This is a genomic window from Thiothrix sp., assembly GCF_028714775.1.
Lineage (GTDB): Bacteria > Pseudomonadota > Gammaproteobacteria > Thiotrichales > Thiotrichaceae > Thiothrix.
The window spans coordinates 24515-49148 of the sequence record NZ_JAQTLS010000022.1; the positions used below are offsets into that span (position 1 = coordinate 24515).

At 53.5% G+C, this 24634-nt stretch carries 31 protein-coding genes; 21 read left to right on the forward strand and 10 right to left on the reverse strand.

Going from position 1 to position 24634, the window contains the following annotated elements; all coding sequences use genetic code 11:
• Positions 1-38: 38 nt before the first annotated feature.
• From PHE17_RS17350 to PHE17_RS17365, 4 genes are all read left to right on the forward strand, one after another.
• Positions 39-329, forward strand: a complete 291-nt coding sequence (locus PHE17_RS17350) for a helix-turn-helix transcriptional regulator (protein WP_301017169.1) — start codon at positions 39-41, stop codon at positions 327-329.
• Positions 326-1576: a type II toxin-antitoxin system HipA family toxin gene (locus PHE17_RS17355; RefSeq protein ID WP_301017170.1), complete on the forward strand. Its 1251-nt coding sequence runs from the start codon at positions 326-328 to the stop codon at positions 1574-1576. The genes PHE17_RS17350 and PHE17_RS17355 overlap by 4 nt, the downstream gene beginning before the upstream one ends.
• 103 nt (positions 1577-1679) lie before the next feature.
• The gene (locus tag PHE17_RS17360) at positions 1680-2009 is read left to right on the forward strand and encodes a UPF0175 family protein (protein WP_301017171.1); all 330 of its coding nucleotides are present in this window, start codon (positions 1680-1682) and stop codon (positions 2007-2009) included.
• On the forward strand, positions 2006-2506 hold the full coding sequence (locus tag PHE17_RS17365) for a hypothetical protein (RefSeq protein WP_301017172.1): 501 nt from the start codon (positions 2006-2008) through the stop codon (positions 2504-2506). Before PHE17_RS17360 ends, PHE17_RS17365 begins: the two co-directional genes overlap by 4 nt.
• Positions 2507-2512: 6 nt before the next feature.
• Here PHE17_RS17365 and PHE17_RS17370 read toward each other — a convergent pair whose 3' ends face one another.
• The 3 genes from PHE17_RS17370 to PHE17_RS17380 all read right to left on the reverse strand — a co-directional run bounded on the left by PHE17_RS17370 (position 2513) and on the right by PHE17_RS17380 (position 4738).
• Positions 2513-3631 (reverse strand): methyltransferase, encoded by a 1119-nt coding sequence (locus PHE17_RS17370; protein WP_301017173.1) that lies wholly within the window; start codon positions 3629-3631, stop codon positions 2513-2515.
• Positions 3619-4239 carry a TetR/AcrR family transcriptional regulator gene (locus tag PHE17_RS17375; protein ID WP_301017174.1) on the reverse strand — a complete coding sequence of 207 codons (621 nt, stop codon included), beginning with the start codon at positions 4237-4239 and terminating at the stop codon, positions 3619-3621. Before PHE17_RS17375 ends, PHE17_RS17370 begins: the two co-directional genes overlap by 13 nt.
• 100 nt (positions 4240-4339) lie before the next feature.
• The gene (locus tag PHE17_RS17380; RefSeq protein WP_301017175.1) at positions 4340-4738 is read right to left on the reverse strand and encodes a hypothetical protein; all 399 of its coding nucleotides are present in this window, start codon (positions 4736-4738) and stop codon (positions 4340-4342) included.
• A gap of 184 nt (positions 4739-4922) precedes the next feature.
• Here PHE17_RS17380 and PHE17_RS17385 point away from each other — a divergent pair, with 184 nt between their 5' ends.
• The 6 genes from PHE17_RS17385 (at position 4923) to PHE17_RS17410 (ending at position 8218) form a co-directional block, all read left to right on the forward strand.
• Positions 4923-5495: a transglutaminase family protein gene (locus PHE17_RS17385; RefSeq protein WP_301017176.1), complete on the forward strand. Its 573-nt coding sequence runs from the start codon at positions 4923-4925 to the stop codon at positions 5493-5495.
• A gap of 27 nt (positions 5496-5522) precedes the next feature.
• On the forward strand, positions 5523-6356 hold the full coding sequence (locus PHE17_RS17390; protein WP_301017177.1) for an alpha/beta fold hydrolase: 834 nt from the start codon (positions 5523-5525) through the stop codon (positions 6354-6356).
• A gap of 2 nt (positions 6357-6358) precedes the next feature.
• The gene (locus PHE17_RS17395) at positions 6359-6847 is read left to right on the forward strand and encodes an N-acetyltransferase (RefSeq protein WP_301017178.1); all 489 of its coding nucleotides are present in this window, start codon (positions 6359-6361) and stop codon (positions 6845-6847) included.
• Positions 6840-7145 (forward strand): DUF1272 domain-containing protein, encoded by a 306-nt coding sequence (locus tag PHE17_RS17400; RefSeq protein ID WP_301017179.1) that lies wholly within the window; start codon positions 6840-6842, stop codon positions 7143-7145. The genes PHE17_RS17395 and PHE17_RS17400 overlap by 8 nt, the downstream gene beginning before the upstream one ends.
• An 18-nt stretch (positions 7146-7163) precedes the next feature.
• Positions 7164-7760, forward strand: coding sequence for an FMN-binding negative transcriptional regulator (locus PHE17_RS17405; protein WP_301017180.1), 597 nt, complete (start codon positions 7164-7166; stop codon positions 7758-7760).
• Positions 7761-7870: 110 nt separating this feature from the next.
• Positions 7871-8218, forward strand: coding sequence for a nitrogen fixation protein (locus PHE17_RS17410; protein WP_301017181.1), 348 nt, complete (start codon positions 7871-7873; stop codon positions 8216-8218).
• Here PHE17_RS17410 and PHE17_RS17415 read toward each other — a convergent pair whose 3' ends face one another.
• Entirely contained in the window at positions 8219-8584 is a 366-nt protein-coding gene (locus PHE17_RS17415) for a hypothetical protein (protein WP_301017182.1), read from the reverse strand.
• Between the two features lie 106 nt (positions 8585-8690).
• On the opposite strand from PHE17_RS17415, the gene PHE17_RS17420 reads away from it, so the two are divergent.
• Positions 8691-9572 (forward strand): DMT family transporter, encoded by an 882-nt coding sequence (locus tag PHE17_RS17420; RefSeq protein WP_301017183.1) that lies wholly within the window; start codon positions 8691-8693, stop codon positions 9570-9572.
• Between the two features lie 332 nt (positions 9573-9904).
• Complete coding sequence (locus PHE17_RS17425; RefSeq protein ID WP_301017184.1) at positions 9905-10267, forward strand: roadblock/LC7 domain-containing protein; 363 nt, start codon at positions 9905-9907, stop codon at positions 10265-10267.
• Between the two features lie 11 nt (positions 10268-10278).
• Here the strand turns inward: PHE17_RS17425 and PHE17_RS17430 are convergent, their stop codons facing one another.
• On the reverse strand, positions 10279-10635 hold the full coding sequence (locus PHE17_RS17430) for a septal ring lytic transglycosylase RlpA family protein (protein WP_301017185.1): 357 nt from the start codon (positions 10633-10635) through the stop codon (positions 10279-10281).
• 362 nt (positions 10636-10997) lie between these two features.
• Between PHE17_RS17430 and PHE17_RS17435 the strand changes: the two genes are divergently transcribed.
• Positions 10998-12185: a transcriptional regulator gene (locus tag PHE17_RS17435; RefSeq protein ID WP_301017186.1), complete on the forward strand. Its 1188-nt coding sequence runs from the start codon at positions 10998-11000 to the stop codon at positions 12183-12185.
• Here PHE17_RS17435 and PHE17_RS17440 read toward each other — a convergent pair.
• A complete protein-coding gene (locus tag PHE17_RS17440) occupies positions 12154-12435 on the reverse strand; it encodes a hypothetical protein (RefSeq protein WP_301017187.1) in 282 nt (93 codons plus the stop codon). The two genes, PHE17_RS17435 and PHE17_RS17440, sit on opposite strands and share 32 nt — an antisense overlap.
• A gap of 194 nt (positions 12436-12629) precedes the next feature.
• Between PHE17_RS17440 and PHE17_RS17445 the strand changes: the two genes are divergently transcribed.
• The 6 genes from PHE17_RS17445 (at position 12630) to PHE17_RS17470 (ending at position 19766) form a co-directional block, all read left to right on the forward strand.
• On the forward strand, positions 12630-13373 hold the full coding sequence (locus PHE17_RS17445) for a hypothetical protein (RefSeq protein WP_301017188.1): 744 nt from the start codon (positions 12630-12632) through the stop codon (positions 13371-13373).
• Positions 13374-13506: 133 nt separating this feature from the next.
• Complete coding sequence (locus PHE17_RS17450; protein WP_301017189.1) at positions 13507-15963, forward strand: response regulator; 2457 nt, start codon at positions 13507-13509, stop codon at positions 15961-15963.
• Positions 15964-16096: 133 nt separating this feature from the next.
• Positions 16097-16624, forward strand: coding sequence for a helix-turn-helix domain-containing protein (locus PHE17_RS17455; protein ID WP_301017190.1), 528 nt, complete (start codon positions 16097-16099; stop codon positions 16622-16624).
• A gap of 111 nt (positions 16625-16735) precedes the next feature.
• The gene (locus tag PHE17_RS17460; protein WP_301017191.1) at positions 16736-17182 is read left to right on the forward strand and encodes a hypothetical protein; all 447 of its coding nucleotides are present in this window, start codon (positions 16736-16738) and stop codon (positions 17180-17182) included.
• 72 nt (positions 17183-17254) lie between these two features.
• Positions 17255-18454 (forward strand): methionine gamma-lyase, encoded by a 1200-nt coding sequence (locus PHE17_RS17465; protein ID WP_301017192.1) that lies wholly within the window; start codon positions 17255-17257, stop codon positions 18452-18454.
• Between the two features lie 40 nt (positions 18455-18494).
• Positions 18495-19766, forward strand: a complete 1272-nt coding sequence (locus PHE17_RS17470) for an O-acetylhomoserine aminocarboxypropyltransferase/cysteine synthase (RefSeq protein WP_301017193.1) — start codon at positions 18495-18497, stop codon at positions 19764-19766.
• 5 nt (positions 19767-19771) lie between these two features.
• Here PHE17_RS17470 and murI read toward each other — a convergent pair whose 3' ends face one another.
• Positions 19772-20578, reverse strand: a complete 807-nt coding sequence (murI, locus tag PHE17_RS17475) for a glutamate racemase (protein ID WP_301017194.1) — start codon at positions 20576-20578, stop codon at positions 19772-19774.
• Positions 20579-20581: 3 nt separating this feature from the next.
• A complete protein-coding gene (locus PHE17_RS17480) occupies positions 20582-21373 on the reverse strand; it encodes an inositol monophosphatase (RefSeq protein WP_301017195.1) in 792 nt (263 codons plus the stop codon).
• A gap of 35 nt (positions 21374-21408) precedes the next feature.
• Between PHE17_RS17480 and hemH the strand changes: the two genes are divergently transcribed.
• Positions 21409-22521 (forward strand): ferrochelatase, encoded by a 1113-nt coding sequence (gene hemH, locus PHE17_RS17485; RefSeq protein WP_301017196.1) that lies wholly within the window; start codon positions 21409-21411, stop codon positions 22519-22521.
• The gene (locus tag PHE17_RS17490; RefSeq protein WP_301017197.1) at positions 22518-23420 is read left to right on the forward strand and encodes a lipid A biosynthesis acyltransferase; all 903 of its coding nucleotides are present in this window, start codon (positions 22518-22520) and stop codon (positions 23418-23420) included. The genes hemH and PHE17_RS17490 overlap by 4 nt, the downstream gene beginning before the upstream one ends.
• Here the strand turns inward: PHE17_RS17490 and sctJ are convergent.
• Positions 23414-24019: a type III secretion system inner membrane ring lipoprotein SctJ gene (gene sctJ / locus PHE17_RS17495; protein WP_301017198.1), complete on the reverse strand. Its 606-nt coding sequence runs from the start codon at positions 24017-24019 to the stop codon at positions 23414-23416. The genes PHE17_RS17490 and sctJ overlap by 7 nt on opposite strands.
• Positions 24020-24052: 33 nt before the next feature.
• Positions 24053-24628 (reverse strand): hypothetical protein, encoded by a 576-nt coding sequence (locus tag PHE17_RS17500; RefSeq protein WP_301017199.1) that lies wholly within the window; start codon positions 24626-24628, stop codon positions 24053-24055.
• Positions 24629-24634: the final 6 nt, after the last annotated feature.

Consider the following 24634-nt stretch of genomic DNA (forward strand, 5'->3'; position numbering starts at 1 on the left):
TCTCTTGTATTCATTTTAGCGATTTTAGGGATACTATAATGCCTATTATTTTCCAAATACCCGACACGCTGCTGAAAACCATCGCCACCCAAGCCAAAGCGCAACGGTTGGCTTCCAACCTCACGCGGCGCACTTTGGCAGAGAAATCCGGCGTTGCCGAAGCCAGCATCAAACGCTTTGAAACCACCGGGCAAATTAGCTTTCACAGCCTGCTGAAACTCGCGTTCGCCCTGAATTGCATGGATGATTTCAACCGCCTGTTTGCGGAAAAGCCACCGCAAACCATCGCCGATTTGCAAACCACGTCGCGCCAACGGGGGAGTTTATGAAACACATCACACGTTTGCGGGTGCATATCGCTGATACGACCGTGGGTGAGCTGGGAACGGATGCGCGTGGGCGGATTTATTTCCAGTATGACCCGACTTGGATCAAGACGGGGTTTGATCTGTCCCCCGGCACGCTGCCGTTTCAGGCAGAACCGCAGCTTTCCCCAGAGCCACAGGAATTTGGTGGTTTGCACGGTGTTTTTTACGACTCCTTGCCGGATGGCTGGGGTTTGTTGCTGATGGATCGGGCATTCCGTCAGCAAACGGGCTGGCAAGCACATGAAATCACCCCGCTGGATCGGCTGGCCTACATCGGTTCACGCGCAATGGGCACACTGGAATACGAGCCAGCAATTCCCACCGAAGCCCTGACGGAAACGGTGGATATTGCGCAACTGGCACACTCTGCCGAACAGTTATTGCAGGGGGAAACGCCGCAAGTGTTGCAGCAATTGCAGGTGCAGGGTGGTTCGCCCGGTGGGGCACGCCCTAAAGTGACCGTCGCCTTGTCCGATCAGGCAGATGAATGCCTGTCCGGTTTTCGGTCTGTACCGCCGGGTTATGCACACTGGATGGTGAAGTTTCGGGCGAGGGAAGATTCACCTGATATGGGGCGCATTGAGTTGGCCTACGCCCGCATGGCGCAACAGGCGGGGCTGACAATGCCGGAATGCCGTTTGCTACGGGTTGGGCATGATGCGCTTGCGGATGAGTTTTTTGCGGTGCGCCGTTTTGACCGCGAAGACAATACGCGGCATCACGTCCTCAGCCTGTCGGGCTACATTTACGCCAGCCATCGGCTGCCTTGTATTGGCTACGAAACTGTCATCAATGCCACCCTCAACATTACCCGCAGCATGGCGGAAGCCGAAAAAGCCTTTCGCCTGATGTTGTTCAACGTCCTCACCCACAACAAGGACGATCACGCCAAAAACTTTGCCTTCATCCGCCGCGCCCACGGTTGGGAACTGTCACCGGCATTTGATCTGACTTTCAACAGCGGCCTCAACAACCAACACACCACCGATATTGCAGGCAGCGGCAATCCACGCCTGCAAGACATTCAGCGCGTCGCGGCAAGTTGCGGGATCAAACGCTGGCGGGAAATGCTGGAACAAGTGCGTTCAGCCACCCAACAATGGCAGGCGATTGCGGCGCAAGAAGGCGTATCGGGCGAAGAAAGCCGAAAGATTGGGGATGCGCTGGCGGAGATTGATGGGCGGTTGGGGGTAAATCTGACTGGTTAGGATTGTTACTGGCGATGCTGCGGGTTTCGGAAACAGTGGGTAACGGGCAGCACAGCCATGCTATACTCAAGTACTCCGTAACGTTAGTACAAGGTGATTCGCTATGAACGTCATCGGCATCAAGGAATTACAAACCAATCCCGGCAAATTGAGCCATTTGCTGCAAAATAATGAGTATATGCTCATCACCCGACGTGGTGAGCCGCTGGGTGTTGCCCTGCCATTCAGCCACCAATTGATGGAAAATGGGTTGAAAAACTGGATGGCGCTCAAAGCCTTTCAAAACGGCGACTTGAGCCTTGGGCAATTAGGCAAGGTTCTGGGGAAAAACAAACACGCCACGCTGGAATTGCTCGGTGAACTCAACATTCCATTCGCCGATTACGATTTACAGGAAGACTTGCAAACGCTGGATGAGCTATTTGCTGCATGAAGTCCGTGATTGTCAGCGACACCACCAGCCTGATTGTGCTGGAAAAATTAGAGTCATTAGGGCTGTTATGCAAGCTGTTTGAACAAATCCTGATGCCTACCGTGGTATTGGCAGAATTACAAGCAGGTTCGCCCAACATTACCGTACAGTTAGAGAATTTACCCTGCTTTACCGTCGTGGATGTACCCGCCTCAAAACGTCTCACCTCTCTCCTGCTGTTACTGGACGCGGGCGAAGCAAACGCTATCGAACTGGCTACCAGTCTTCACCTTCCGCTGATTATCGACGAACGCAAAGGTCGCCAGATTGCCCAACAGCTCGGCATCCGTATTACAGGATTTGCGGGGCTGCTGATACAGGCAAACCGCAGCAAGCTCGTGGACACCCACACCGCTCTAGCGATGCTGGATCAAGCAGTCGCAAACGGGTTAAGGCTTGCCCCATCGCTCCAGCAACAAGTGCGGGATGTGTTGGAGCAAACAAGCCAAGCCCAATAGGACACCTTATTCACGCCTCAGCACTAAAAACTTCGCAAACGTCCGCGCATCCAGCACCTTCACCAGCGTAAAGCCGCTGCCTGCCAGTAACTGCTGCCATTCGCTCAAAGTGCGTTCCCGCCCCGCAGTACCTATCAGCATTTGCATATCAAACGAAGCGAGCGTGCGATCCACCTGCATCTCCGCCAGCACGGCATCGCCGATCAACACCCATGGGCGTTTTTCCCCGCAAGCGTGTTTGAGGTTCAGCAACAGTCGCCGACTATCCGCATCGCTGAGACCGTGGAAGATGGCGGAAAAGGCATACACATCCCCATCCGAATGCGCTACCGGAATACTTTCCAACATATCGCCCGCTTGAAACGTCACGCGCTCCAACACGTCCGCCGCGACTTTGCCTTGCCAAGCAGTGCTAGCTTCGGCAATGACTTGCGGGCGGTCAAACACGATGGCGCGGAGGTGTGGATGCGCTTTAAGAATGGTCAACGCCTTGTGCCCACGCGAACCGCCCACATCAATCACCCGCTGGAATGCGCCCCAGTTGAAATCGTCCAGAAAGGCTATGCCCGTGAGGTTTTCAACCGAATCCATCGCCTGTGCAAACAGCCGGTCAAATGCGGGATGCGCATCCATATAGCTAAATAAATCAGCCCCATGCGTTTGTTTGAAGGGAATATCACCCGAACGCAGACAATCTTCCAGCGGTTCGAGCCACGGACGCACCATTTCGGGGGAATTGTGCATCAGGATCATGGCGCGAATATTGGCAGGGTTATCTTCGCGCAAGTAGTGCGAAGCTGGGGAATTGGCAAAAGTGCACGGCGCGGTTTCGTGGAAAATGCCGAGGGACGCCAGCAGCCGTAACAGCCGATACAAATGGTCTTCGTGCAAGCCCAAGGTGTCCGCCAATGCTTGCGTGCTTTTTTGCGTATCACCCAAGGCTTCTGCCACTTGTAAGCGGGTCGCCACGTACAAGGCGCGGGACTGCCAAAACGCCGAACCGATTTGTAACAAGCGAAACGGCGGCGGTGTGACCTTGGCGGGAATGCCTTGAATCTTTGCCGCCAGTGCCAGCAAACGCTGGTAAAGCCAGACTTTGATGGGGTGCGTGCTTAGGTGTTGCATGGTGTTAGCCCTGTGAGGAGTAAACGTCCGTTGAATTGCGCGAGTGTTTCCAGAAAATCGGCATCCATCTCGCGCCCCAATTGCTGTTCAAAAATGCCTTTCAGCAACATTGGGGTCATTGCCAAACTGACGAACGCCATGCGCAAAATGTCGGGGTCAGTGGTTGCATCAATTTGCCCAGCGGCTTTGAGTGTGTCGACTTTGCGGCTAGTACGGGTGCGCCCGCGCTCCAGCAATTGTTGGATAAAGCGTTTGCCGGGGGCATGATTCAACGCCAGCACTTTGAGGATCAGCTTGGGAAATTCGGGGTGCTGACTCATGGTGCGGTAATACAAGCGCAAAAAATCGGTCAAGCCTTGCGGGGAATTGAGCATTTGCCCATCCAACACCTCCAGCAATGGGTTGAGGGTTTCACGAATCATTTCTTCGTACAAGCCTTCCTTGTTGCCGAAGTAATAGCGGATCATCGCAATGTTGGCATCCGCTTTTTCCGCGATCAGGCGCGTGGTGACGTGGTGGTATTCGTCGGCGAGGAAGCAATCCAGCGCGGCTTTGAGCAGGCGTTCGCGCACAGGGATTTCAGCGGAAGGTGTGGGAAGCGTGTCCATCGTGGTGATTCCATGCAGTGGCTATGCACTCAGGTTAGCACTGGCATTTCAACGGACGTAGGATTTTCGTTACTCAATTACGCGGGTTTGATTGGCAAAATTATGGATGGCGGGATAGACGCAAACGCGGCATAAGCGCAAACACGACCAGCATGACGAGATACACCGAGCCGGAAACCTTGTCACGGCTGGCGAGGAATTGAGCCAGCGATTGGCTTTGCAGTACAACAGCCAGTGCCAGTTCTGCACTGACGGACAGTGCCAATGCCGTAAACCCGACCACCAGCGCACGACCACGGGTTTGCACTTCAGGGTAACGCCGGAGAATGTAGCCCGCCGCGACAAAGATGATGACTGCCATGATCGGCATTTCAGCAAGCTCTGCCCAGCGTTCACCAAGGCGCGGCACGATAAAGGGCACGCGCACGCTACCCAAGAGAAAACCCGCACCCAGCACGAGGGCAAAGTAGAGAAAACTGGCGCGAACAATAGAGGACATGGGTTTGAGACTGCTCTGTTCGGTGAATGCGAGGCTTAACGTAACACACCATCCTGTCACGTCGACGCAGCTTAAGCCAGTGGTTTCACTCCCAAAATATAGCGGATAGGCAGTGCGTCTGTGTAACATCAGTTACCAACTACCGCCAAGAACGGCGCAAGCGGCACGATCATTGGGAGCATTCATGCAAGCATACCTAGCCAGCAGCCATTACATCGACTGGCAACACCCATCCATTTTGGCGCAAGCCCAAGCGTTGGCGGCAAACTGCACCACAGCGGAATCCATCGCCAAAACCTGCTTTGAATTTGTGCGTGACCACATCAAACACAGTTGGGATTACCGCCTGAATCCGGTGACGTGCCAAGCGTCGGAGGTGTTGCAACACGGCACGGGCTATTGCTACGCCAAAAGCCACTTGCTGGCGGCATTGTTGCGGGCGAATGGCATTCCGGCGGGCTTGTGTTACCAGCGTTTGACCATCACTGATGAACCACCGTTTTGTTTGCATGGTTTGAATGCCCTCTACTTGCCCGACTCCGGTTGGTATCGGGTCGATGCGCGGGGCAATAAGCCGGGCGTGGCTGCCGAATTCTGCCCGCCCACCGAACAACTGGCGTTTCCGTTGCTGAATCCGCATGAACAGGATTTACCGGGAATTTTTGCCGAACCGTTGCCCGTCGTGGTGAATGTGTTGGAAACTAGTGAAACGGTCGAACAGGTGTACGCCAACCTGCCCGATGTAGAATTTATTTGAGGAGAAAATCCCCATGAGTGTATTGTCTTGAAACGCTTGTTTAACACCGTTGCCTTACTGCTAACCTTGTATATTGGTGTTGCAGTCTATGCATTGATGTTTGCCCTTGACAGCCACCTGTTTCCGTCCATTACTCTTGACGCTGCCACAACTGAAACCACATCGTTCCACGTTACCGATAGCAGCGGAAATACTTTGTTAATACGGCGTTACGATGCAGGACAAACAGGGTGTGTGGTATTTTTTCCGGGGCAACATGGCGGAATCACCACTTACGAACACCAACTGTTTCCTCACTTGCGCAACGCAGGATTAACGGTGTTTGCATTGGCATATCCGGGGCAGGATGGGGCAAAAGGTAACGCACAACTGGCAAGCCTACAGCCATTGATTGCCCAAGCGATGCAGACTATTCAGCAAACTTGCTCTGCGGAGAAAACAGTGTTGGTTGGGCGTTCACTGGGCGCGATGCTGGCAGCGTATACCGCCAAAACCGATGCAACAGCAGGGCTGATTTTGGAATCTGCCGCTCCTTCGCTATCGGTTGCTGTGACTCGTTCTTTACAAGTCAAATGGTATCTTTACCCTTTGGCAGCTTTACCCATTGCCACAATATTGCCTCATAACTATTCGCTGACAGAAGCGTTGACCAGCATACCTGATGTTCCTGTGGTTATTTTTCAGGGAACGGCAGATACACAAACGCCTATCGCAGACCTACAAATACCCCATGCTTTGCCTACCCATGTCCGGGTGGTGGCGGTTACAGGTGGTACTCATGCCAATACTTACCTACTGGCGGACAAAATCTATATTGAAACCCTGTTGCAACTGCTGTCTGATTCAAGCAAGAAGGACTGACCATGCACATCCACCCCGCCACACCCGCTGACGCCGCCACCATTGCCGTGATGGTCGGCGAACTGTTGCAGGAAATCATGCAGGCCATTGGCGAACAGGCATTCAATTTCGACCTGCCAGCTACTACCGAGCGCCTGCAAACCTTCATCCGCGACGGGCATTACCATGCGTTCGTGGCAACGGATGAATCCGGCACAGCCGCAGGCTTCCTGACCCTGTACCAGAGTTACGCGCTGTACGCCGAAGGCAGTTTCGGCACGATTCCCGAACTGTATGTGCGCCCCGCCTACCGTTCGCACGGCACGGGCAAACAATTGCTGGCAGCCACCCGTGCATTCGGTGCAAGTAAAGGTTGGACACGCTTAGAAGTGACCACACCACCTTTACCTGCGTTTGAGCGAACTCTCGCATTTTATGAGCGCGAAGGCTTTGCCATCACTGGCGGGCGTAAATTAAAAACATTGCTCCCAAAGGAGATTCCCCATGCTTGAACTACGTCCCACTTGCGAAAACTGTGACAAACCACTGCCACCTCATGCCACCGAGGCGATGATTTGCAGCTTTGAATGTACTTTTTGCAGCGATTGCGTCAGCTTGCTCGGCAACACTTGCCCGAATTGTGGCGGTGGCTTTATGCCCCGCCCGATCCGCCCCGCCACCAATTGGAAAGGGGATAATTATCTTGGGCATGATCCTGCCTCCACGACCGTCAAGTTTCGCCCGGTGGATTGGGTGGCGCATCAGCATTTGTTGCTACGCTTGCAGGGGATACCACCGGAACAACGTTGAATAACAGGAATACCGCTTATGTACCTCCCCCAGTACTTTGCCGAACATGACCAAACCGAAATCCTGCGCTTCATTGCCGCCCACGCCTTCGGGACGCTGGTCACGGTTGATGCAGGCGTTCCCTTCGCCAGCCACATCCCGTTTTTGCTGGAACAGGGTGAAACGCTCACACTGTCTGGACATCTCGCCAAAGCAAATCCGCAATGGCAGCACTTGACCGCAAACCCGCAGGTGTTGGCAATCTTCCAAGGCGCACACGCCTACGTTTCACCGACATGGTATGAAGGAACGGGCGTACCCACTTGGAATTACACCGCCGTGCATGTTTATGGGAAGGTTCGCGTCATCCACGATACAGCATGGTTGAAAGCGCAAGTGGAACGCCTCAGCCATCACTACGAAGGCGATACCCCCAGCGCATGGATTCCCAGTTACCCAGACAAAATGCTGGAAGCCATCGTCGGTTTTGAAATCAGCATCGAATCGCTGCAAGCCAAATACAAACTCAGCCAGAATCGCAGTGCGGCGGATCAAGGCAACGTCATGCAAGCATTTGAAGCCAGTGGCGGGGAAAATGAGCGTGGAGTGGCGGCATTGATGGCAAAACGACTTTGATGCAAAGACTCTATTTCTATAACTCATGAAATAGGCTAAAGGCGATCTTTGGGGCATTGTGCTGTACCATCCCCCGCACGACAAACCCCATTACTAAACGAGTCACTATCATGAAAATCGGCGTTACCAGCCAAAATTTGCGTACCATTACCGGACACGCCAGCAAAGCACGGAGTTTTTTGGTGTATGAATGGGCGGCTGGGCAAACCTTACGCACCGACGCGCCGATTGAGTTGTCGATGGAAATGTCGATCCACGCATGGGACAAGCGCGGCGATCACCCGCTGCTAGCGTTGGATTATTTGATCACCGGCCCTTGCGGAAAAAGTTTCATCAACCAGATGAAGCAATACGGCGTAAAGGTTAAAACCACCGACGAAACCGACCCGCTGATAGCCGTGCAAGAGTTAGTGGCAAGCGTCGTGCCGTGGGCAGGCAAACCCACTCGCGGCGCTTAATCACGGCACGAACGCAGGCTTACCTTTGCTCACAAACAGATTTTCCAGTTTGTAAGGTTCTTTGAGTGCTGCCAGTGCGGCGGGTAACTCCAGATGCAAGGTAATGATTTCCGGCATTGCTTTGCACTCGTCCGGGGTATCGCGGTGGATGCCGATGGTTGAGTAATCGACTCCCCCTTTGCCTGCGGCAGTGATGGTAAAATTCTCAGGGAATGTACAACCCGTGCTTTTTACCTCAATACTCACGTCTTCGTCGGTGAATTGTGCGCTGTATAGCGGTTCCAACGGTGCGCCGCTTTCCGCAAAAACGCAGCCACCCACGATTCCCATCACGACTGGCAGGCTAATCAGTAACTGTTTGAACATAACGCTCCCTCCTTTGGTATTCCCCAGCATAGCCCCATTTCAGGTGGGCAAAGTTGATAAAAGCCGGGTTCGACAGGCGGAGGGTAGAAATTGAAAGGCGTAACGCATGAAACTACACAACCTCTTCGACCTGATCTTGCTGGCAGCGCTGTGGGGCGGCTCGTTCCTGTTCATGCGTTACGCCGCGCCGGAATTTGGTGCAGCACCGCTGATCTGGCTGCGGGTAGCAATTGCCGCAGCTTGCCTGATGCCGCTGCTGCTATGGCGTGGGCAGGGTAAGCTATTGCGCGAACATGCCGGTTCCATTGCCTTGCTGGGGCTGTTCAGTTCGGCGCTGCCGTTTGTGCTGATTGCGTGGGCGGTGTTGTCGATTACTTCGGGGCTGGCGTCCATTTTAAATGCCACCACCCCTATTTTCACCGCCTTGATTGGGGCGCTGTGGTTAGGCGATAAGTTAGACAAGTCGCGCTTGCTGGGGCTAGCCGTGGGCTTTGCTGGCGTATTGCTATTGGCTGCTGGCAAGGCGGATTTCAAACCGGGCGGCTCGGGTTGGGCGATTGTTGCCATGTTGCTGGCGACCCTGTTCTACGGCTTTGCCACCAACCTCACCAAACGCCATTTGGGTAATGTGCCCCCGCTGGTGAATGCTGCTGGTTCGCAATTTGCTTCTTCCGTGATGTTACTGCCGTTTGCGTGGTGGTTCTGGCCTGCCCAGATGCCGGGGCACATGGCTTGGCTGGCAGTCATGGGATTGGGAATTGGTTGCACCGCGCTGGCGTGGTTGCTGTTTTTCCGTTTGATTACCCGCATTGGGGCATCTGGCGCGGTAACTGTCACCTTTTTGATCCCGCTATTCGGGCTATTCTGGGGTGGGCTGTTACTGGGTGAAACGGTTGATGCCGGTATGCTCGTCGGCGGCAGCGTGATCATCTTGGGGACAGCCTTGGCGACAGGCATACTACGGCTACCCAGCAGCGCAACCCGGTAATGGGGCAATTAAGCAGCGGGCATGTGCAAATAATTGACACAGGTCAACATTATCGAAAAGAGCGGGTTGATTACTATTCATACACAAGAGTACCCTTCTCGCCTAATAAGAAACCTAACTAAACACAAAACACCAAGGGGGCACTATAAATAGAATACCACGCTTGGGAGGGGGGCAATTATTCCCTGGTTGCCACCTCCCTACTTATTTTGGTATTTTATTTGGCAGTTTTTGACGATATTTTAACTTCACTAAAATATGCTTATGTAGAAAGCAATTTATTTCCTATACTGTCAGCTTATCGGCAAGAAATATTCTGGGGATCGTAAAAAATGTATTCAGCAACTTTAGGTCAACTCCTGACCGACCTCAATAATACAGATGCCAACATTGAAGCATCTGCATTTATTACCACCGATGGCTTGGTCATGTGTTCCGCGCTTCCGGCAGGCATGAGCGAAGACCTGACGGGTGCGATGAGTGCCTCGGTGGTAGCTGTGGGAAAATACGCGGCAGACTATCTGGTTGGCGGCAAATTTGAGCATATTATTATCAAGGGGGAGCACGGTTATATCCTGATAAAACAGGCCGGTGAACACACGGTCATTACCGTACTCGCCAAAACAGATGCGCAACTTGAACAGATAGCCACCAACGCTGACACGGCTGCGAAACAGGCACTGGCGCTGCTGTAAGCTGGCAGCGCTTACCTTACGATTTCCACCTGCACATCCGCTGAGCCGTGCTGAACCAAGCCCAGCTCTAAGGCGGCAGCCCACGACACATCGACAATGCGCCCCGGTTTGGAAGGGCCACGGTCATTGACGCGCACGATGACAAAACGCCCGGTTTGCAAATTAGTGACACGCAGTAATGTGCCAAAGGGCAAGTCACGGTGGGCAGCCGTCATGTCATACATATTGTACGGTTCGCCGCTAGCCGTCGGACGCCCCTGATATTGCTGGGCGTAATAAGACGCTTTGCCGACCATCCCTACGCCCTGCCCCATCGGTGGTTGCCAAGCTGGCTGATAGTAGCCTTGGTTGGGATTGATTGTGTCCATCCAATACCCCCTGTAACCCGCAGAAGCTGGTACACCGTATGTCTGGCACGCCGCCAATACCATACAAGGTAACAAGGAAAAGACGCTAGATTTATTGTTGATCTTCATACTATTGCTCCCGCCTTTGTAGAAACCTGTCCTTTTTATTTCCATTATGGGTAGCAAGGGTTTAAAAAAGGTTGGTGCATCATAACCGCTGGTCGCGCATAAAAAATGTGGGCAATGTAAACCGCACTTGACACTTTTTATGGTAGCCTGCCAATCATTGCTTATTTTTGTTGACACTTGTTTAGCCAGATCAGAACAACTAAGATGAGCGGTGTCAGAATATAAAAAATAATCACGAATTGCGAGGTTACGTGATGATAGATAAGAAGCTATTAGCTTCGTTGCGTCAGCGCCGTAAGGACACGGAATCGCTGAAAGGACAATTTCTTAGCAAATGCCACCACTGTAGCGACCCATCACGCTGCACGAGTTCGTGTGCCCAAGGTATTAATACTGACATCATTGCCTCTTGGCGGCGCTGCCCGGAGAACCTGCTGCACGAACTCGGCAATACGCCACTCGAAGAGACGTACCTTACCCAACTTGCGTGGGAAGCGTCGCCCTTACGTCTGGCAGCCGCCCCCGAACTGGAAAACATCAGGCAACTGAGCAAAGAAAATGCGATTGCTGCCGCCATTTCCGATGCTTCCGGCAAATTTCTATGGACAACCGCCAGCGCTGGCTTACAAAAATTCACCGATAGCATCAACTTCATCACCGGCGCTAGCTGGGCAGAACGTGATGCAGGCACAAATGCCATCAGCCTCGCCCTTGCCCATAAACGGTCTTGTACCGTGTTTGCAGCGGAGCATTTCGCACCTGTCAACCATGATCTTGTTTGCTACGCCGCCCCTATCGTGCATCCACAATCTGGGCAAATCGCCGGGGCAATTGATATTTCAATGAGCTGGAAACAACATTCTTCACTCACTGAAAAAGCGGTGGGGTACATGGCAAATGCCATCGCCAAACGCTTGCCACCTTGCCAACCGCGAGCGGAATTGGAAATCCATGCACTGGGAGCAGTTTGGGTACTGTTCCGGGGGCAACGCTTGCACCTTTCCCAACGCCAGCTTGAAATCCTATGCATCTTGGCGCTGCATCCGGCAGGCATGACGCTGGACGCCGTGCACCACGCTTTGCATGGAAATGCCAACGCCAACACCAGTACGATCAAGTCGATCCTAACGCAGCTACGCCAGTTGCTGGATGGACAAGTCGGTTCACAACCTTACCGTTTGTTGATGCCGGTGTGGGCAGATTTTCTGGTATTACCCAACGCCTTGCGCGTGCAGCACATGGATGAAGCACTCGCACTTTACCTCGGGGAATTGCTATCCGCCTCCACCGCCCCCGCCATTGAGGAATGGCGCAACCACCTTGATGCGGGCATGGAAGCCTTGCTCCTGAACTGCAAAAATCCCCAAACCCTGCTTGAAAGTGCAGGCAACCTGCTGTGCACCCCTCTGGTCAGGGAACGTTTTTTGGAATTGCTGGCGTAAAACCATTTTTCTTACGGGTTGGATGTTGGGGATGAGCCGTTTGCTGTTCCCAATACCCCACCAAAAGCCCCTGTACCTTGAGAAAATGATCACTCTCCAATAAACGGTTATACAGTTTGTTACCAAACACCGTCGCCAATTGCCGATACGTACCCTGTGGCGGTGTATCAGCAACCACACGGGCGTAAGCAGGAGCTGCCATTACCCACCAGCCGACCAGTAATACCAACAGTCCGCGTTTATATCGCATGTCCATAGCCCCACCCTCGTTATATTAGCCCTAATAATAAGTTTTCTAGGTGATGGTCATTATGCGAAACAGGGGTTCAAAAAAGGTTGGTGTGAAAACGGCGCTTTTCCAACCTTTTCTAAACCCCCGCCCCTGTAACGTTAGAGGCGTCGAGAACCAATGATAAAAAAACTCAGTACATAAGGAGCAGTGTCATGAGAGCAACCACAACCTTACAAACAAGTGCCGTCGTACTTGCCTTGTTAAGCACCACCCCCGCTTTTGCTAACGTCCAGTTCCGTATTGGCTACGAAGCCAGCAGCAATGAATACGTGGTCTACATGACCCCCGATTCCACCCCCGCGCCCGATATGGTTTTGTCATCACAAGTCACCATCGCCGTCCCCCACGGCACTGGCACTAGCCGTTTCGAGGTGGACAATATCCGCACATCCGTACCTGGCGTAAGCTGGGCAAACAATTCACGGGTAGATGCGCCTAAAGAAAACGGTGCGGCGGATTACCTGTCATTCAGCCTGTTTTATACCGGCAGCAGACCACCCACTTTCGGCTGGGTCGCTGGCACAGAAAAACGTATCTTCGCCTTCAAAAGCCCGTCCGGTTGCGTATCCGGCATTTCCCTGTTGAACAACAGTGACCCCTTCAACCAATTGCCGAACTCGACCAGCACCAACCCCGGCAACGACTTTTCCAATATCGGCTGGCTTTCCAGCAATGCCTACACCGGCAACTACGGCGGCAACGTAAGCTGTAATGGAACCACCGTACCTGTTGTCCCCGTAACCAGCACCTGTGAGAAAAACACCGCAAAAGTAGGGGCTATCGTGCAGGAAACTTGGGTGCTGAATAACCTGATCAACCAAATCCAACCTGCAACCCAACGGGCTAACATGCAGAAAAAACTGCTGGAACTTCGAGGGTTACTGCTTTGCCGTTAACCAATCCATGTAAAACCGTATGTATTTCACCTTGGGTTAAGTTGCCAGCAAGCGTTGAATCATGGAAGATAGTGGTACATGGAACGTACCTTCCATAATCCATATAAAAAGTTATAACGTTATAGGTCGCGTCATGCTACCCAAGCAACATCCCAACCATGAGGTTAGCGGTCATGGTTTTTTTACCCGCTACATCCTTTTCATCCTGACAGCCATACTGGTGGTCGGTGCTGCGGTTGCCTTTTGGTTTGACTACCAACAAAACCAACAGATCAATGAGGAAATGGCGATCTACGAGGCCAACGAGTTCGCCGACAGCATCAACCGTTTCCGCATGTTCTACTCGGAGCAGATTGTCCCCCGCGCCCAAGCCAGCGGCATCCAACTGACGCACGACTACCTCAACAAGCCGGGAACCTTACCCGTGCCTTCCGCATTGATGGCAGACCTCAGTAAATCGCTGGCGCAGGACAATGATGCAGAGTACCAGATGCGTATTTACAGCGCACACCCCTTCCCGTGGAACAAAACTGGCGGCGCACGTGATGACTTCGAGCGCTGGGCATTACAAGAACTCAGCAAAAACCCGGACAAACCTGTCTGGCGCTTTGAAGTGGACAAAGAGGGCGATAAACAATTGCGTTACGCGATGGCTAACCGCATGACCGCAAGCTGCATCGGTTGCCACAACAGTTACACCGGCTCCCCCAAAACTGACTGGAAAGTGGGTGATTTTGCCGGTGTCATGTCTATCAGCCGTGAAGCCAGTAGCTTTGAAGCTGCCACTGAAAAGTCCATGACCGAATCTTTCCTGGTCTTGCTCACATTGGGGCTGGTGGGATTGGGAATACTGGCAGCAGCCCTGCGTAACCTCTACCAATCCCTAAGTGACGCACACGCGGCCACCGAAGAAGCCCGTGAAGCCAACCGGCAACTGGCACAAGGCATTGAAGAACGGGAAGCGCTGGCAACAACCCTACGTGCCAACCAAGAAAAAACCCGCATCATCGTCGACTCCATCCCCGATGCGCTCATTGTCGCCGACAACAGAGGGATGATCATCGAAACCAACACCGCCGTCTTGGACGTATTCGGTTATACCCAGCAAGAATTGCAGGGGCAAAATGTCAGCTTGCTCATGTATGCCGAACAAGCCCCATCCCACGCGAGCCACCTCCAGCATTACTTCAGCAGCGGCAAAACCAACATCGTTGGCAAACCTCGCCAATTGCAGGCACGGCACAAAAATGGGCAACCCATTCCTATTGAAATGACCATCAATGAAGCACGGGTAGGCGATAATGTCATCTTCACCAGCATTACCCGTGACATTACCCAACGTATACAAACCAAAGAAGCGCTCACCAAGGCACGCGATGCTGCACTGGAAGCAACCCGCCTAAAGTCCGAATTCCTTGCCAACATGAGCCACGAAATCCGCACCCCCATGAACGGGGTAATCGGCATGAGCCAACTGTTGCTGGATACCCCGCTGAACCCAGAGCAACGCGACTTGACACTGACCGTGCGGCAAAGTGGCGAAACCCTGTTGCGCATCATCAATGACATCCTCGACCTGTCGCGCATTGAGATGGGTAAACTCAACATCTACAAGGGCAACTTCGAGCTATTGAACATGGTTCAGGGCGTCATCGACCTGCTGGCGGAATCTGCCCATAACAAACGCTTGGAACTGGGCTTTTCCATCGACCATGCGGTTCCCGCCACCCTCGTCAGTGACTCGGTACGCTTGCGCCAGATTCTGCTCAACCTGTTGGGCAATGCCATCAAATTCACCGACAAAGGCCGGGTACTGCTGAATGTCCAGCTCGTGGAAACAAAGGCGAATGCGCTGTTGCTGCGTTTCGAGGTGCAAGACACGGGTTGCGGCATTGATGCCGAAGACCTACCCAAACTGTTCGGTGCATTTTCCCAATTGGATGGTTCCAGCACCCGCCAACACGGCGGCACTGGCTTGGGGCTGGCAATCAGCAAACAACTGACCCAGCTACTGGGCGGCGAAATGGGGGTAGAAAGCAAACCCAGCGTGGGTTCACGCTTCTGGTTTACTGCCGAAGTGCAGACCCCGCAGATGGCAAACAAAAAAACCACCAAACCAACCGCACCCGCTGCGCCTATTCCTCCCGCTCCCCCTGCGGCAATCAGCAAGCCGACGCCCAACCCGCAGCACTTACGTATCCTGCTGGTCGAAGACCATTTGGTAAACCAGAAGGTGGCGCTCACCATCCTGAAACGGCTAGGTTACGGGCAAACTGACTGCGCCACCAACGGCAAAGAGGCACTGCGCATGGTACAAGAGCAGGACTACGACCTCGTACTAATGGATTGCCAAATGCCGATCATGGACGGTTACGCCGCCACCCGCGAAATCCGCAAACTGGACAACGGCAAATTCAGGGAATTACCCATCATCGCGCTGACCGCCCACGCCATGAAAGGCGACGATGACAAGTGTTACGCTGCCGGTATGGATGATTACTTGACCAAACCCGTCACCCCGGCAACCTTGCAAAGCCACATCGACAAATGGGTGCGGGAAAGGCCACGCCCCCAACTAGCCGCAGCGTAGAGGGACTCAAGGGTAAACCCCGGCATTGGTGATATTGCTACGATGCTGGAGGAAACCTACACTCCGAACTTGATAAATCACAAATATAGATTTAATAAGAAAAGTTAATCACAGTTTGCGAGGATCAGAAGAAATGAGTGCTCAACCCAAGGTAGACCCCCTCCCTTTACGCCGTAAATCCACGGAAACCTTAAAAAAAGCCGCGCCGCTTAGCATTGCCCAACGTTTGGCGCAGCTTACACCCCAAGCAGAACTGGAAATCTACGCGCTCGGCAAACCGCAGGTGCGCTTCCGGGGCAAACCCTTGCACCTTACCCCGCGCATGACTGAAATCCTGTGCATTCTGGCCTTGCACCCGATGGGGCTTACGCTGGAAGCTTGCCACGCCGCACTGTATGGGGATGGGCAAGTATCCCAATCTACCTTGAAGGTGGAAATTTCCCACCTGCGTACTTTGCTGGACGGTCGGCTCAGTTCCCGCCCCTATCGCCTATTGGGCACTGTCTGGACAGATTTCACCGAACTGTGGGAAGACATCCGGGAACACCAACCACTCGAAGCCCGCAGACTGTACCGTGGTGAACTGTTGCCCAACTCCACCTCTCCTGAAATTGGCGAATGGCGTAACTGCATCGCTGCGGTAATGGCAAGCCTGCCCTAGTGCGAACCCTAAGCAATTTATCTGTTAAATGCTGCGATTGACCTCATCTGAATACCCTATATTTAGTAAGATATGTATGCTAGGACAGAGTTAACCACAGGAGAGAGAACCATGATTTCATACATGGAGCTTAATGAGCAAAACCACAAGATTACCGAACTTTCAAATGTACTGAGTTACTTGATCAACGAACGCTCCATTTGTGACACCACGGTGTCTTGCGAATTGTTTTTCAGGTACATGGCAATGGTGCGCGAACATCTAGAAATCGAAGAACGCGAGCTTTACCAAGAATTGCTGGTGCATGAAGATAATGATGTACGCAATACCGGCAGAAAATTCCTATCCGGCTCCGGCGAAATCAAGCGTGTCTTTGGGCAGTACATGAAACGCTGGTGCAAGGGCAAAGAACTCCGCATCAGGGATCACGCTGCCTTCGTCGATGACACACGGGAAATTTTCAGCCTCGTAACCCGCCGCATTGACGATGAAGTTGTACACCTCTACCCCACCTTACTGGATGGCGGGCACATTCCGATGCACGCACACGCCGCTTAACAGCAGACCGCTACCCTAGAACCTTTCCTCGTTCCTCCCCCTTTGGGAGGCTGGGAGAGGTTTGAGCAACTAATGAGCAAAACAATGCACCAGAAAATGGGATTTTCGACCCGCGCCATCCACCACGCTTACGACCCGTATGCAGGCACTGGTGACTTGAACCCGCCAGTACACATGAGTTCCACCTACACCTTTCCCACCGTGGAAGATGGCAGTGCGCGGTTTGCCGGGGAACAGCAGGGCTTCGTCTATTCACGGGTCGGCAACCCTACCACGGTATTGCTGGAACAACGTATCGCCGATCTGGAAGGCGGGGAAGCAGCCTTGGTAACAGCGTCAGGCATGGGCGCAACTGCCGCGCTGTTATGGACGTTACTCAGCCCCGGCGATGAAATCATTGCCGACAAAACGCTCTATGGCTGTACTTATTCCTTTTTCAATCACGGTTTGGCGAAATTCGGGGTCACGATCAGGCACGTTGACCTGACCGATCCCGCCAATCTCACTGCTAGCATCAGTGCGAAAACCAAAATCGTATTCTTTGAATCGCCCGCCAACCCTAATATGCGGCTGGTGGATATTCCGGCGGCTTCCGCAATCGCCCACCAGCACGAGAACTGCAAGGTCGTGGTCGACAACACCTATTGCACGCCTTACCTGCAACGTCCGTTGGAATTGGGTGCGGATTACGTGGTGCATTCCGCCACCAAATACCTCGGCGGGCACGGCGACCTGATTGCCGGGGCGATTGTTGGGGATGCAGAAACGCTGACACAAGTACGCTTTTACGGCATCAAGGACATGACTGGCGCGGTGATGTCATCACAGGATGCGTTTCTGGTGTTACGCGGCTTGAAAACCCTCGCGCTACGGATGGATCGGCACTGCCAGAATGCGCAAGCGATTGCGGACTTCCTTGCCAATCACCCCAAGGTCGAAGTCTGCCATTACCCCGGATTGGAAACCTTCCCACAATTCGCTCTGGGCAAACGCCAGATGGCACAAGCGGGCGGCATGGTCGCGTTTGAACTCAAGGGTGGCTTCGCAGCGGGTTGCCGTTTCATGAATGCGTTGAACCTGATCACCCGTGCGGTGAGCTTGGGCGATGCGGAAAGTCTGGCGCAACACCCTGCCAGCATGACCCATTCCACCTATACCCCCGAAGAGCGGGCGGAACACATGATCAGCGAAGGGTTAGTGAGGATTTCAGCGGGGCTGGAAGATACCGCTGACCTGCTCAGCGATATTGAACAGGCTTTGTCAGCGCTCTAACACTGTGCTATACCTGCACCTCCACTAAGGAGGATCACTGATGAAAAAAGAAACCCTATCAATACACGCTGGCTACACGACTGACCCAACGACAAAATCCGTCGCTGTGCCGATTTACCAAACTGTTTCTTACGAATTCGATAATGCCCAACACGGGGCAGACCTGTTCAACCTCGCAGTTCCGGGCAATATTTACACGCGCTTGATGAACCCCACCAACGATGTTCTGGAAAAGCGCATCACCGCACTCGAAGGTGGCCTCGCGGGCTTAGTGACCAGCTCCGGCATGGCAGCGATCAATTACGCCATCCTCACCTTGGCGGAAGCGGGCGATAATATCGTCACCACCCCACAATTGTACGGTGGCACATACACCCTGTTTGCGCACATGCTGCCCAAGTTAGGCATTGACGTGCGTTTCGCCGAAAACGACAGCGCAGAAGCGATTGAAAAACTGATCGACGCCAAAACCAAAGCGGTGTTCTGCGAAACCATCGGCAACCCAGCGGGTAATGTCGTCGACATCGAATCCATTGCCACCGCCGCACATCGGCACGGCGTCGCGGTCATTGTGGATAATACCGTTGCCACCCCGATATTGTGCACCCCGATTGATTACGGCGCTGACATCGTAATCCACACCCTGACCAAATACATCGCAGGCCACGGCAACTCACTGGGCGGCATCATCATTGATTCCGGCAAATTCCCGTGGGCAGAACACAAAGAGCGTTACCCGGTATTGAACCAGCCGGAACCTTCCTACCACGGCGTGGTTTACACCGAAGCCTTGGGCGCGGCAGCGTTCATCGGGCGGGCGCGGACAGTGCCATTGCGCAATACCGGCTCAGCCTTGTCGCCGTTTAACGCTTTCCTGATCCTGCAAGGGGTGGAAACCTTAGCGCTGCGTATGGAACGCCACTGCGAGAACGCGATTGCCGTTGCCAACTACCTGAAAAACCACCCTAAAGTCGAGTGGGTCAACTTCGCCGCATTGGAAGGCGACAAGTATTACGCACTGGCACAGAAATATTTCGACGGCAAACCGGCCTCACTGATGACCTTTGGCATCAACGGTGGCTTTGAAGCAGGCGTGAAATTCTACGACCAGTTACAAATGATCAAGCGCTTGGTGAATATCGGTGATGCAAAATCACTTGCTTGCCACCCAGCATCCACCACCCACCGCCAATTGAAGCCAGACGAGCAATTGCGTGCGGGTGTCCGACCAGAAACCATCCGCCTCAGCGTGGGCATCGAACATATCGACGACATCATCGCCGATTTGGAGCAAGCGTTCGCGGCAATCTAAAGCCGTTAACGGTAAGGCTCTGGCAGTGGTTGCGGTGTGACCGCCCGCTGCCAGAGCATTTGCATACTGATTAAGTGCTGCTCATCCTGACGCCCCGAAAAAAACTGCACTTCACCCTGCCGCCCCTCCGCACGCCCTAAACCGTGCAGCGCCAACACCCGCATTAATTGGTGCGTAACCGGGGTGCTGGTTTCCAACACCGTCATCCTGCCGTGCGTGACATCGTGAATCGCTTCCGACAGGAATGGGTAATGGGTACAGCCCAACACCAAGGTATCCACCCCCGCTTCCAGCAACGGCAAGGTGTAATGCTTGAGCAATTGGCGCACCGCCTCGCTGCTGAAATCCCCCGCCTCCACATGCTCCACCAAACCGGGGCACGCCTGCGCAATCACCTGCACTTCGCTGGCATATTCACGGATTAGACGATGCAAACGCGGGCTATTGACCGTTTGTTGGGTCGCCAAAACCCCCACCACCCCGGTTGCGGTCATACGGGCAGCAGGTTTGACCGCAGGCTCAATCCCCACCACCGGGATCGGCAAAGTTTCGCGCAAATGATCGACCGCATGAACTGTCGCGGTATTACACGCCACCATCAGCACTTTCACCTGTTGTTCCAGCAGGAAATCAGCCACCCGTTTGCTGCGCTCACGGATGTACTCCGGCGACTTACTGCCATACGGCGCATGGGCGGAATCCGCCACGTAGATCAAGTCTTCGGCTGGCAATAAACGCTGGATTTCGCGCAATACCGAAATCCCGCCCAAGCCGGAATCAAAAATGCCAATCGGATGCAGGGTCTTAGGCATGGCTTACTGGTTTTCCTGCAAGTAGCGAAACCACGCCGCAAATAATTCCCGGTCGGGGGAAATCACCACCGAACGCGGCTCCATCGACGCACGGAACACGCTTTCACCCCGCAACGTGCTGGCATAACCGCCCGCTTCCGCCAAAATCAGCGTGCCTGCCGCCAAATCCCACAATTTCATACCGCCATGCAAGTATAACTGCCCCCGGTTAGCCGCCATCCACACCCATTCCAGTGCGCAACTGCCCAAATTACGCTGCGAACCATACGGTGAATTGAGCATCAGCGCCTGCTTTAACTGCGGGGAAAGCCGTTTGAAATCCACGATTGCCACGGCATTGCGCAAAGCAAATCCGCTGGGCTGGCACTGTAAACGTTTGCCATTAAGCCACGCGCCCTGCCCTTGTTGTGCGGTAAACATTTCATCGCGGATCGGGTCGTAAGTCAGCGCCAACACCACTTCGCCCTGCCGGAACAAGGCCAACGACACCGCGAACAGCGGAATTCCAGCAGCAAAATTGCTGGTTCCATCCAGAGGGTCAAGACACCACAGTGCATCGGCATCACGCAGCAAGCCGTCCTGTTCGGCGGGTTCCATTTCTTCACTCAAGAAAGCAATTTCAGGCCAGTTTGTGTGCAGGAATTCGCGGATGCACTGGTTGGTTGCCAAGTCCGCTTCGGTCAATAAACTGCCATCCTGTTTGACCGAAAAGCCCACATGCTCGAAACGCGGCAAAATCTCTTCGCGGGCAATATCACGTATCGTGTGTGCGAGTGTTTGCAGGTCAGGCAACATGGTTTATCCTTCACGCGGAAAAAAGGGATAATACCATGAGCCGATTTCTCAATGAAAAAGACTATTTTCACGGTAAATCCGAGTGTACTGGCATTTTGCTAGTGAATCTCGGCACGCCAGATGCACCGGATGCGCCCAGTCTGCGCCGTTACCTGAAAGAATTTCTGTCTGACCAACGTGTGGTGGAAATCCCGCGTGTCTTTTGGTATCCCATCCTGTACGGCATCATCCTCAACAAACGTCCGGCTGCCAGCGCCGCCAAATACCAAGGGGTGTGGACGGAAAACGGTTCCCCGCTGATGGACATTTCCCTGCAACAACAAAAAGCCTTGCAGAAAGAAATCGACATCCGCTTTGACGGCCCGGTCAAAATCGAACTGGCAATGCGCTACGGCAAGCCCTCCATCCAATCCGGCCTGCTCAAACTCAAGGAAGCCGGGGCGCGGCGCATCCTGATCCTGCCGCTGTACCCGCAATACTGTGCCGCCACCGCTGCCACCACTTTCGACAAAGTATTCGACGAACTCAAGCGTTGGCGCTGGATGCCCGAATTGCGGCTGGTCAACCATTACCATGACCACCCCGGCTACATCGAAGCCCTTGCCAGCAGCGTGTTGGAACACTGGGAAAAGTACCCACGCGGCGAACTGTTGCTGATGTCGTTTCATGGCATCCCCAAGCGCAGCCTGACACTGGGCGACCCCTACCACTGCGAATGCCATAAAACCGCCCGCTTGCTGGCAGAAGCCTTAAACCTGAAACCGCACGAATGGCGCGTCACCTTCCAATCGCGTTTCGGCAAAGCAGAATGGTTGCAACCCTACACCGACAAAACCCTGCAAACCTTGCCAAGTGAAGGCATCAAGCAGGTTGACGTGATCTGTCCCGGTTTCGCGGCGGATTGCTTGGAAACCTTGGAAGAAATTCAGGTCGAAAACCGCGAATACTTCCAACACGCAGGCGGGGAAAACTACCACTACATCCCGGCACTCAATGCCAATACCAAACACATCCACGCACTTGCCGACATCATCCAGCAACATACCCAAGGCTGGGCGGAAACCTCCCCCGAGTGGCGCGAGACTACCCAACAAAAACAGGCCGAACTGACCCTGCAACGTGCTACCGACATGGGTGCAAAAAAATGAGCCTGCACCTGCTAGCTCCCAAGCATTGGCTTACTTGGGTTGGCGTCGGCTTGTTCGCGATCCTTGCGTGGTTGCCCTGGCAAGCTCGCCGCTGGTTGGGCAAACACATCGGCGGCTGGTTATACCGCCACAACCACAAACGCCGCACGGTCATCCTGACCAATTTACGGCTGTGTTTCCCGGAACAAAGCGAATCCCAACACGAACAACTAGCGCAAGCACATTTACACGCATACGCTAATGCCTTGCTGGATTACAGTTTGCTCTTGTTCCGCTCCCGCCATTATCTGGATAAACGCCAACAGATCATTGGGCTAGAACACCTGCAACGTGCGGTAGATGCAGGGCAAAACATCATCTTGTTAACGGCACATTTCGCGTGGCTGGAGTTTGCCCCAGCAATATTGGCAGGACATTACAGCATGTTCGGTTTTTCCAAACCGCTCAGCAACCCAGTACTGAACTGCTTGGTGAACCGTAGCCGCCGCACCTACTCCGAATTCATGCTGACCCGTGACGATGGCCTATTGAAAGTCATCCGCAGCCTGCAACCGGGACGGCTGTTTTTCTTCCTGCCGGATGAAGATTTGGGCTTAAAAAACGCGGTATTCGCACCCTTTTTCAATACCCCCAAAGCCACCCTAACCACCACTGCCCGTCTTGCCAAGTTGGGTAATGCGGTGTGCATACCACTGGCAGTCTTTTTCAACCCAGCCACCGGGCTGTACGAAATTACCATCGAACCGCCGCTGGGAAACTTCCCCAGCAACAATGCTGTACAGGATGCCACTGCCGCCAATGCCGCGCTGGAAGCACTGATCCGCCGCAACCCCGCACAATACATGTGGCTGCTGAAACTGTTCCGTACCCGCCCAGCAGGTGAATCCGAACTTTACTGAGCGGCAGCGGGCAATTGGGCAGGAACCAGCACCACCGACACTTTGTCGTAACTCAAACCTTCGATGCTCTTTTCCACGATCATTTTGATTTCGGACTTCATGTCCTCAATCCGGTAAGCGGGGTTGTATTTGATGAAAACTGATGCAGAGGAAGGCTGTGCCGTCTCTCCTATCGGATTATTTTCCGGCAACACAATATGAACCCGCGCCACCAATACGCCATCAATTTGGCTGAGGGTTTCCTGCACGCTCTGTGAAAGTGCAAAAATGAAACGCGCCCGTTCTTCCAGCGGGGAAGAAATCAGCCCCTCTTTCTTGAACATATCACCCATACTGACGACTTTTTCTTTAGGGAAGCCGTGCTCACGCAACAAGGCAACTGCTTGTGGAATACGAGATTCTTCAACGTGCAGGAAATAGGTTCCCGCTTTCTTGTCTACCGTCTTTTCGGCCTCAATCTTGTTATTAAGCAGGATTGCCAGCATGGAATTCGCATCACTCTCTTCCAGTTTGCTGTACAACTCGGTCTTACAGCCACTTAAAAGGACTAGCAACCCCAAGCAGACGACAGGGAATAACTTTTTACTTATGGTTGTCATATCCGGCCTCGCATTGCCGCTGGGTTGGAAGCATCAGCCTCCGGTTCGGAACAGGGTTTTGAAACCTTGCGCCACTTGGTTGACAGCAGAGGAAATAAGGCTGAACTTACCCATCCACATATTGGCATTCATCGACCAGTGGGTCATCATGCTGTTATATTCCAGCGTGGCTCCCATGTAGTCTTGGGAATTTTTCACCATTGATTGCAATTGTTTCTGCCCATCGCCAGCACGCTCGGCGCTTACCTCGGGGTAGGTGCGCATCCCGCTTTTCTCGGGTGAACCCAGTTTTTCCGCCATGAACTCATTGAATTTGGGCATATTGGAAAGTTGGTCAAGCATCCGATGATAAGAACCATCAATATCCGAGATAGTATTGATCGCGGCCTGTTTGAAATCCGTCGTGCCCGGCTCAACGGTAGGCTTTAATTGCAAAAGCTGTGTATCTTGCTGGGTTGCCGGAATGACAGCATCTGTCCCGGCAGTTCCCTGATTCAAAATATGCTCGAAACGCATGACATCCTGCGCAGAGGGGGAAGGCAGCGCTTGCGGCTTCGCAACACCACCCATCTGATCCACAGGGCTAAACAAGACGCTGGCATCAAGCATACGATT

Excerpts from the sequence above, each read along its gene's own strand:
- PHE17_RS17350 (WP_301017169.1), top strand. The coding sequence starts at position 39 with ATGCCTATTATTTTCCAAATACCCGACACGCTGCTGAAAACCATCGCC.
- PHE17_RS17355 (WP_301017170.1), top strand. The coding sequence starts at position 326 with ATGAAACACATCACACGTTTGCGGGTGCATATCGCTGATACGACCGTG.
- PHE17_RS17360 (WP_301017171.1), top strand. The coding sequence starts at position 1,680 with ATGAACGTCATCGGCATCAAGGAATTACAAACCAATCCCGGCAAATTG.
- PHE17_RS17365 (WP_301017172.1), top strand. The coding sequence starts at position 2,006 with ATGAAGTCCGTGATTGTCAGCGACACCACCAGCCTGATTGTGCTGGAA.
- PHE17_RS17370 (WP_301017173.1), bottom strand. The coding sequence starts at position 3,631 with ATGCAACACCTAAGCACGCACCCCATCAAAGTCTGGCTTTACCAGCGT.
- PHE17_RS17375 (WP_301017174.1), bottom strand. The coding sequence starts at position 4,239 with ATGGACACGCTTCCCACACCTTCCGCTGAAATCCCTGTGCGCGAACGC.
- PHE17_RS17380 (WP_301017175.1), bottom strand. The coding sequence starts at position 4,738 with ATGTCCTCTATTGTTCGCGCCAGTTTTCTCTACTTTGCCCTCGTGCTG.
- PHE17_RS17385 (WP_301017176.1), top strand. The coding sequence starts at position 4,923 with ATGCAAGCATACCTAGCCAGCAGCCATTACATCGACTGGCAACACCCA.
- PHE17_RS17395 (WP_301017178.1), top strand. The coding sequence starts at position 6,359 with ATGCACATCCACCCCGCCACACCCGCTGACGCCGCCACCATTGCCGTG.
- PHE17_RS17400 (WP_301017179.1), top strand. The coding sequence starts at position 6,840 with ATGCTTGAACTACGTCCCACTTGCGAAAACTGTGACAAACCACTGCCA.
- PHE17_RS17405 (WP_301017180.1), top strand. The coding sequence starts at position 7,164 with ATGTACCTCCCCCAGTACTTTGCCGAACATGACCAAACCGAAATCCTG.
- PHE17_RS17410 (WP_301017181.1), top strand. The coding sequence starts at position 7,871 with ATGAAAATCGGCGTTACCAGCCAAAATTTGCGTACCATTACCGGACAC.
- PHE17_RS17415 (WP_301017182.1), bottom strand. The coding sequence starts at position 8,584 with ATGTTCAAACAGTTACTGATTAGCCTGCCAGTCGTGATGGGAATCGTG.
- PHE17_RS17420 (WP_301017183.1), top strand. The coding sequence starts at position 8,691 with ATGAAACTACACAACCTCTTCGACCTGATCTTGCTGGCAGCGCTGTGG.
- PHE17_RS17425 (WP_301017184.1), top strand. The coding sequence starts at position 9,905 with ATGTATTCAGCAACTTTAGGTCAACTCCTGACCGACCTCAATAATACA.
- PHE17_RS17430 (WP_301017185.1), bottom strand. The coding sequence starts at position 10,635 with ATGGACACAATCAATCCCAACCAAGGCTACTATCAGCCAGCTTGGCAA.
- PHE17_RS17435 (WP_301017186.1), top strand. The coding sequence starts at position 10,998 with ATGATAGATAAGAAGCTATTAGCTTCGTTGCGTCAGCGCCGTAAGGAC.
- PHE17_RS17440 (WP_301017187.1), bottom strand. The coding sequence starts at position 12,435 with ATGCGATATAAACGCGGACTGTTGGTATTACTGGTCGGCTGGTGGGTA.
- PHE17_RS17445 (WP_301017188.1), top strand. The coding sequence starts at position 12,630 with ATGAGAGCAACCACAACCTTACAAACAAGTGCCGTCGTACTTGCCTTG.
- PHE17_RS17450 (WP_301017189.1), top strand. The coding sequence starts at position 13,507 with ATGCTACCCAAGCAACATCCCAACCATGAGGTTAGCGGTCATGGTTTT.
- PHE17_RS17455 (WP_301017190.1), top strand. The coding sequence starts at position 16,097 with ATGAGTGCTCAACCCAAGGTAGACCCCCTCCCTTTACGCCGTAAATCC.
- PHE17_RS17460 (WP_301017191.1), top strand. The coding sequence starts at position 16,736 with ATGATTTCATACATGGAGCTTAATGAGCAAAACCACAAGATTACCGAA.
- PHE17_RS17465 (WP_301017192.1), top strand. The coding sequence starts at position 17,255 with ATGAGCAAAACAATGCACCAGAAAATGGGATTTTCGACCCGCGCCATC.
- PHE17_RS17470 (WP_301017193.1), top strand. The coding sequence starts at position 18,495 with ATGAAAAAAGAAACCCTATCAATACACGCTGGCTACACGACTGACCCA.
- murI (WP_301017194.1), bottom strand. The coding sequence starts at position 20,578 with ATGCCTAAGACCCTGCATCCGATTGGCATTTTTGATTCCGGCTTGGGC.
- PHE17_RS17480 (WP_301017195.1), bottom strand. The coding sequence starts at position 21,373 with ATGTTGCCTGACCTGCAAACACTCGCACACACGATACGTGATATTGCC.
- hemH (WP_301017196.1), top strand. The coding sequence starts at position 21,409 with ATGAGCCGATTTCTCAATGAAAAAGACTATTTTCACGGTAAATCCGAG.
- PHE17_RS17490 (WP_301017197.1), top strand. The coding sequence starts at position 22,518 with ATGAGCCTGCACCTGCTAGCTCCCAAGCATTGGCTTACTTGGGTTGGC.
- sctJ (WP_301017198.1), bottom strand. The coding sequence starts at position 24,019 with ATGACAACCATAAGTAAAAAGTTATTCCCTGTCGTCTGCTTGGGGTTG.
- PHE17_RS17500 (WP_301017199.1), bottom strand. The coding sequence starts at position 24,628 with ATGCTTGATGCCAGCGTCTTGTTTAGCCCTGTGGATCAGATGGGTGGT.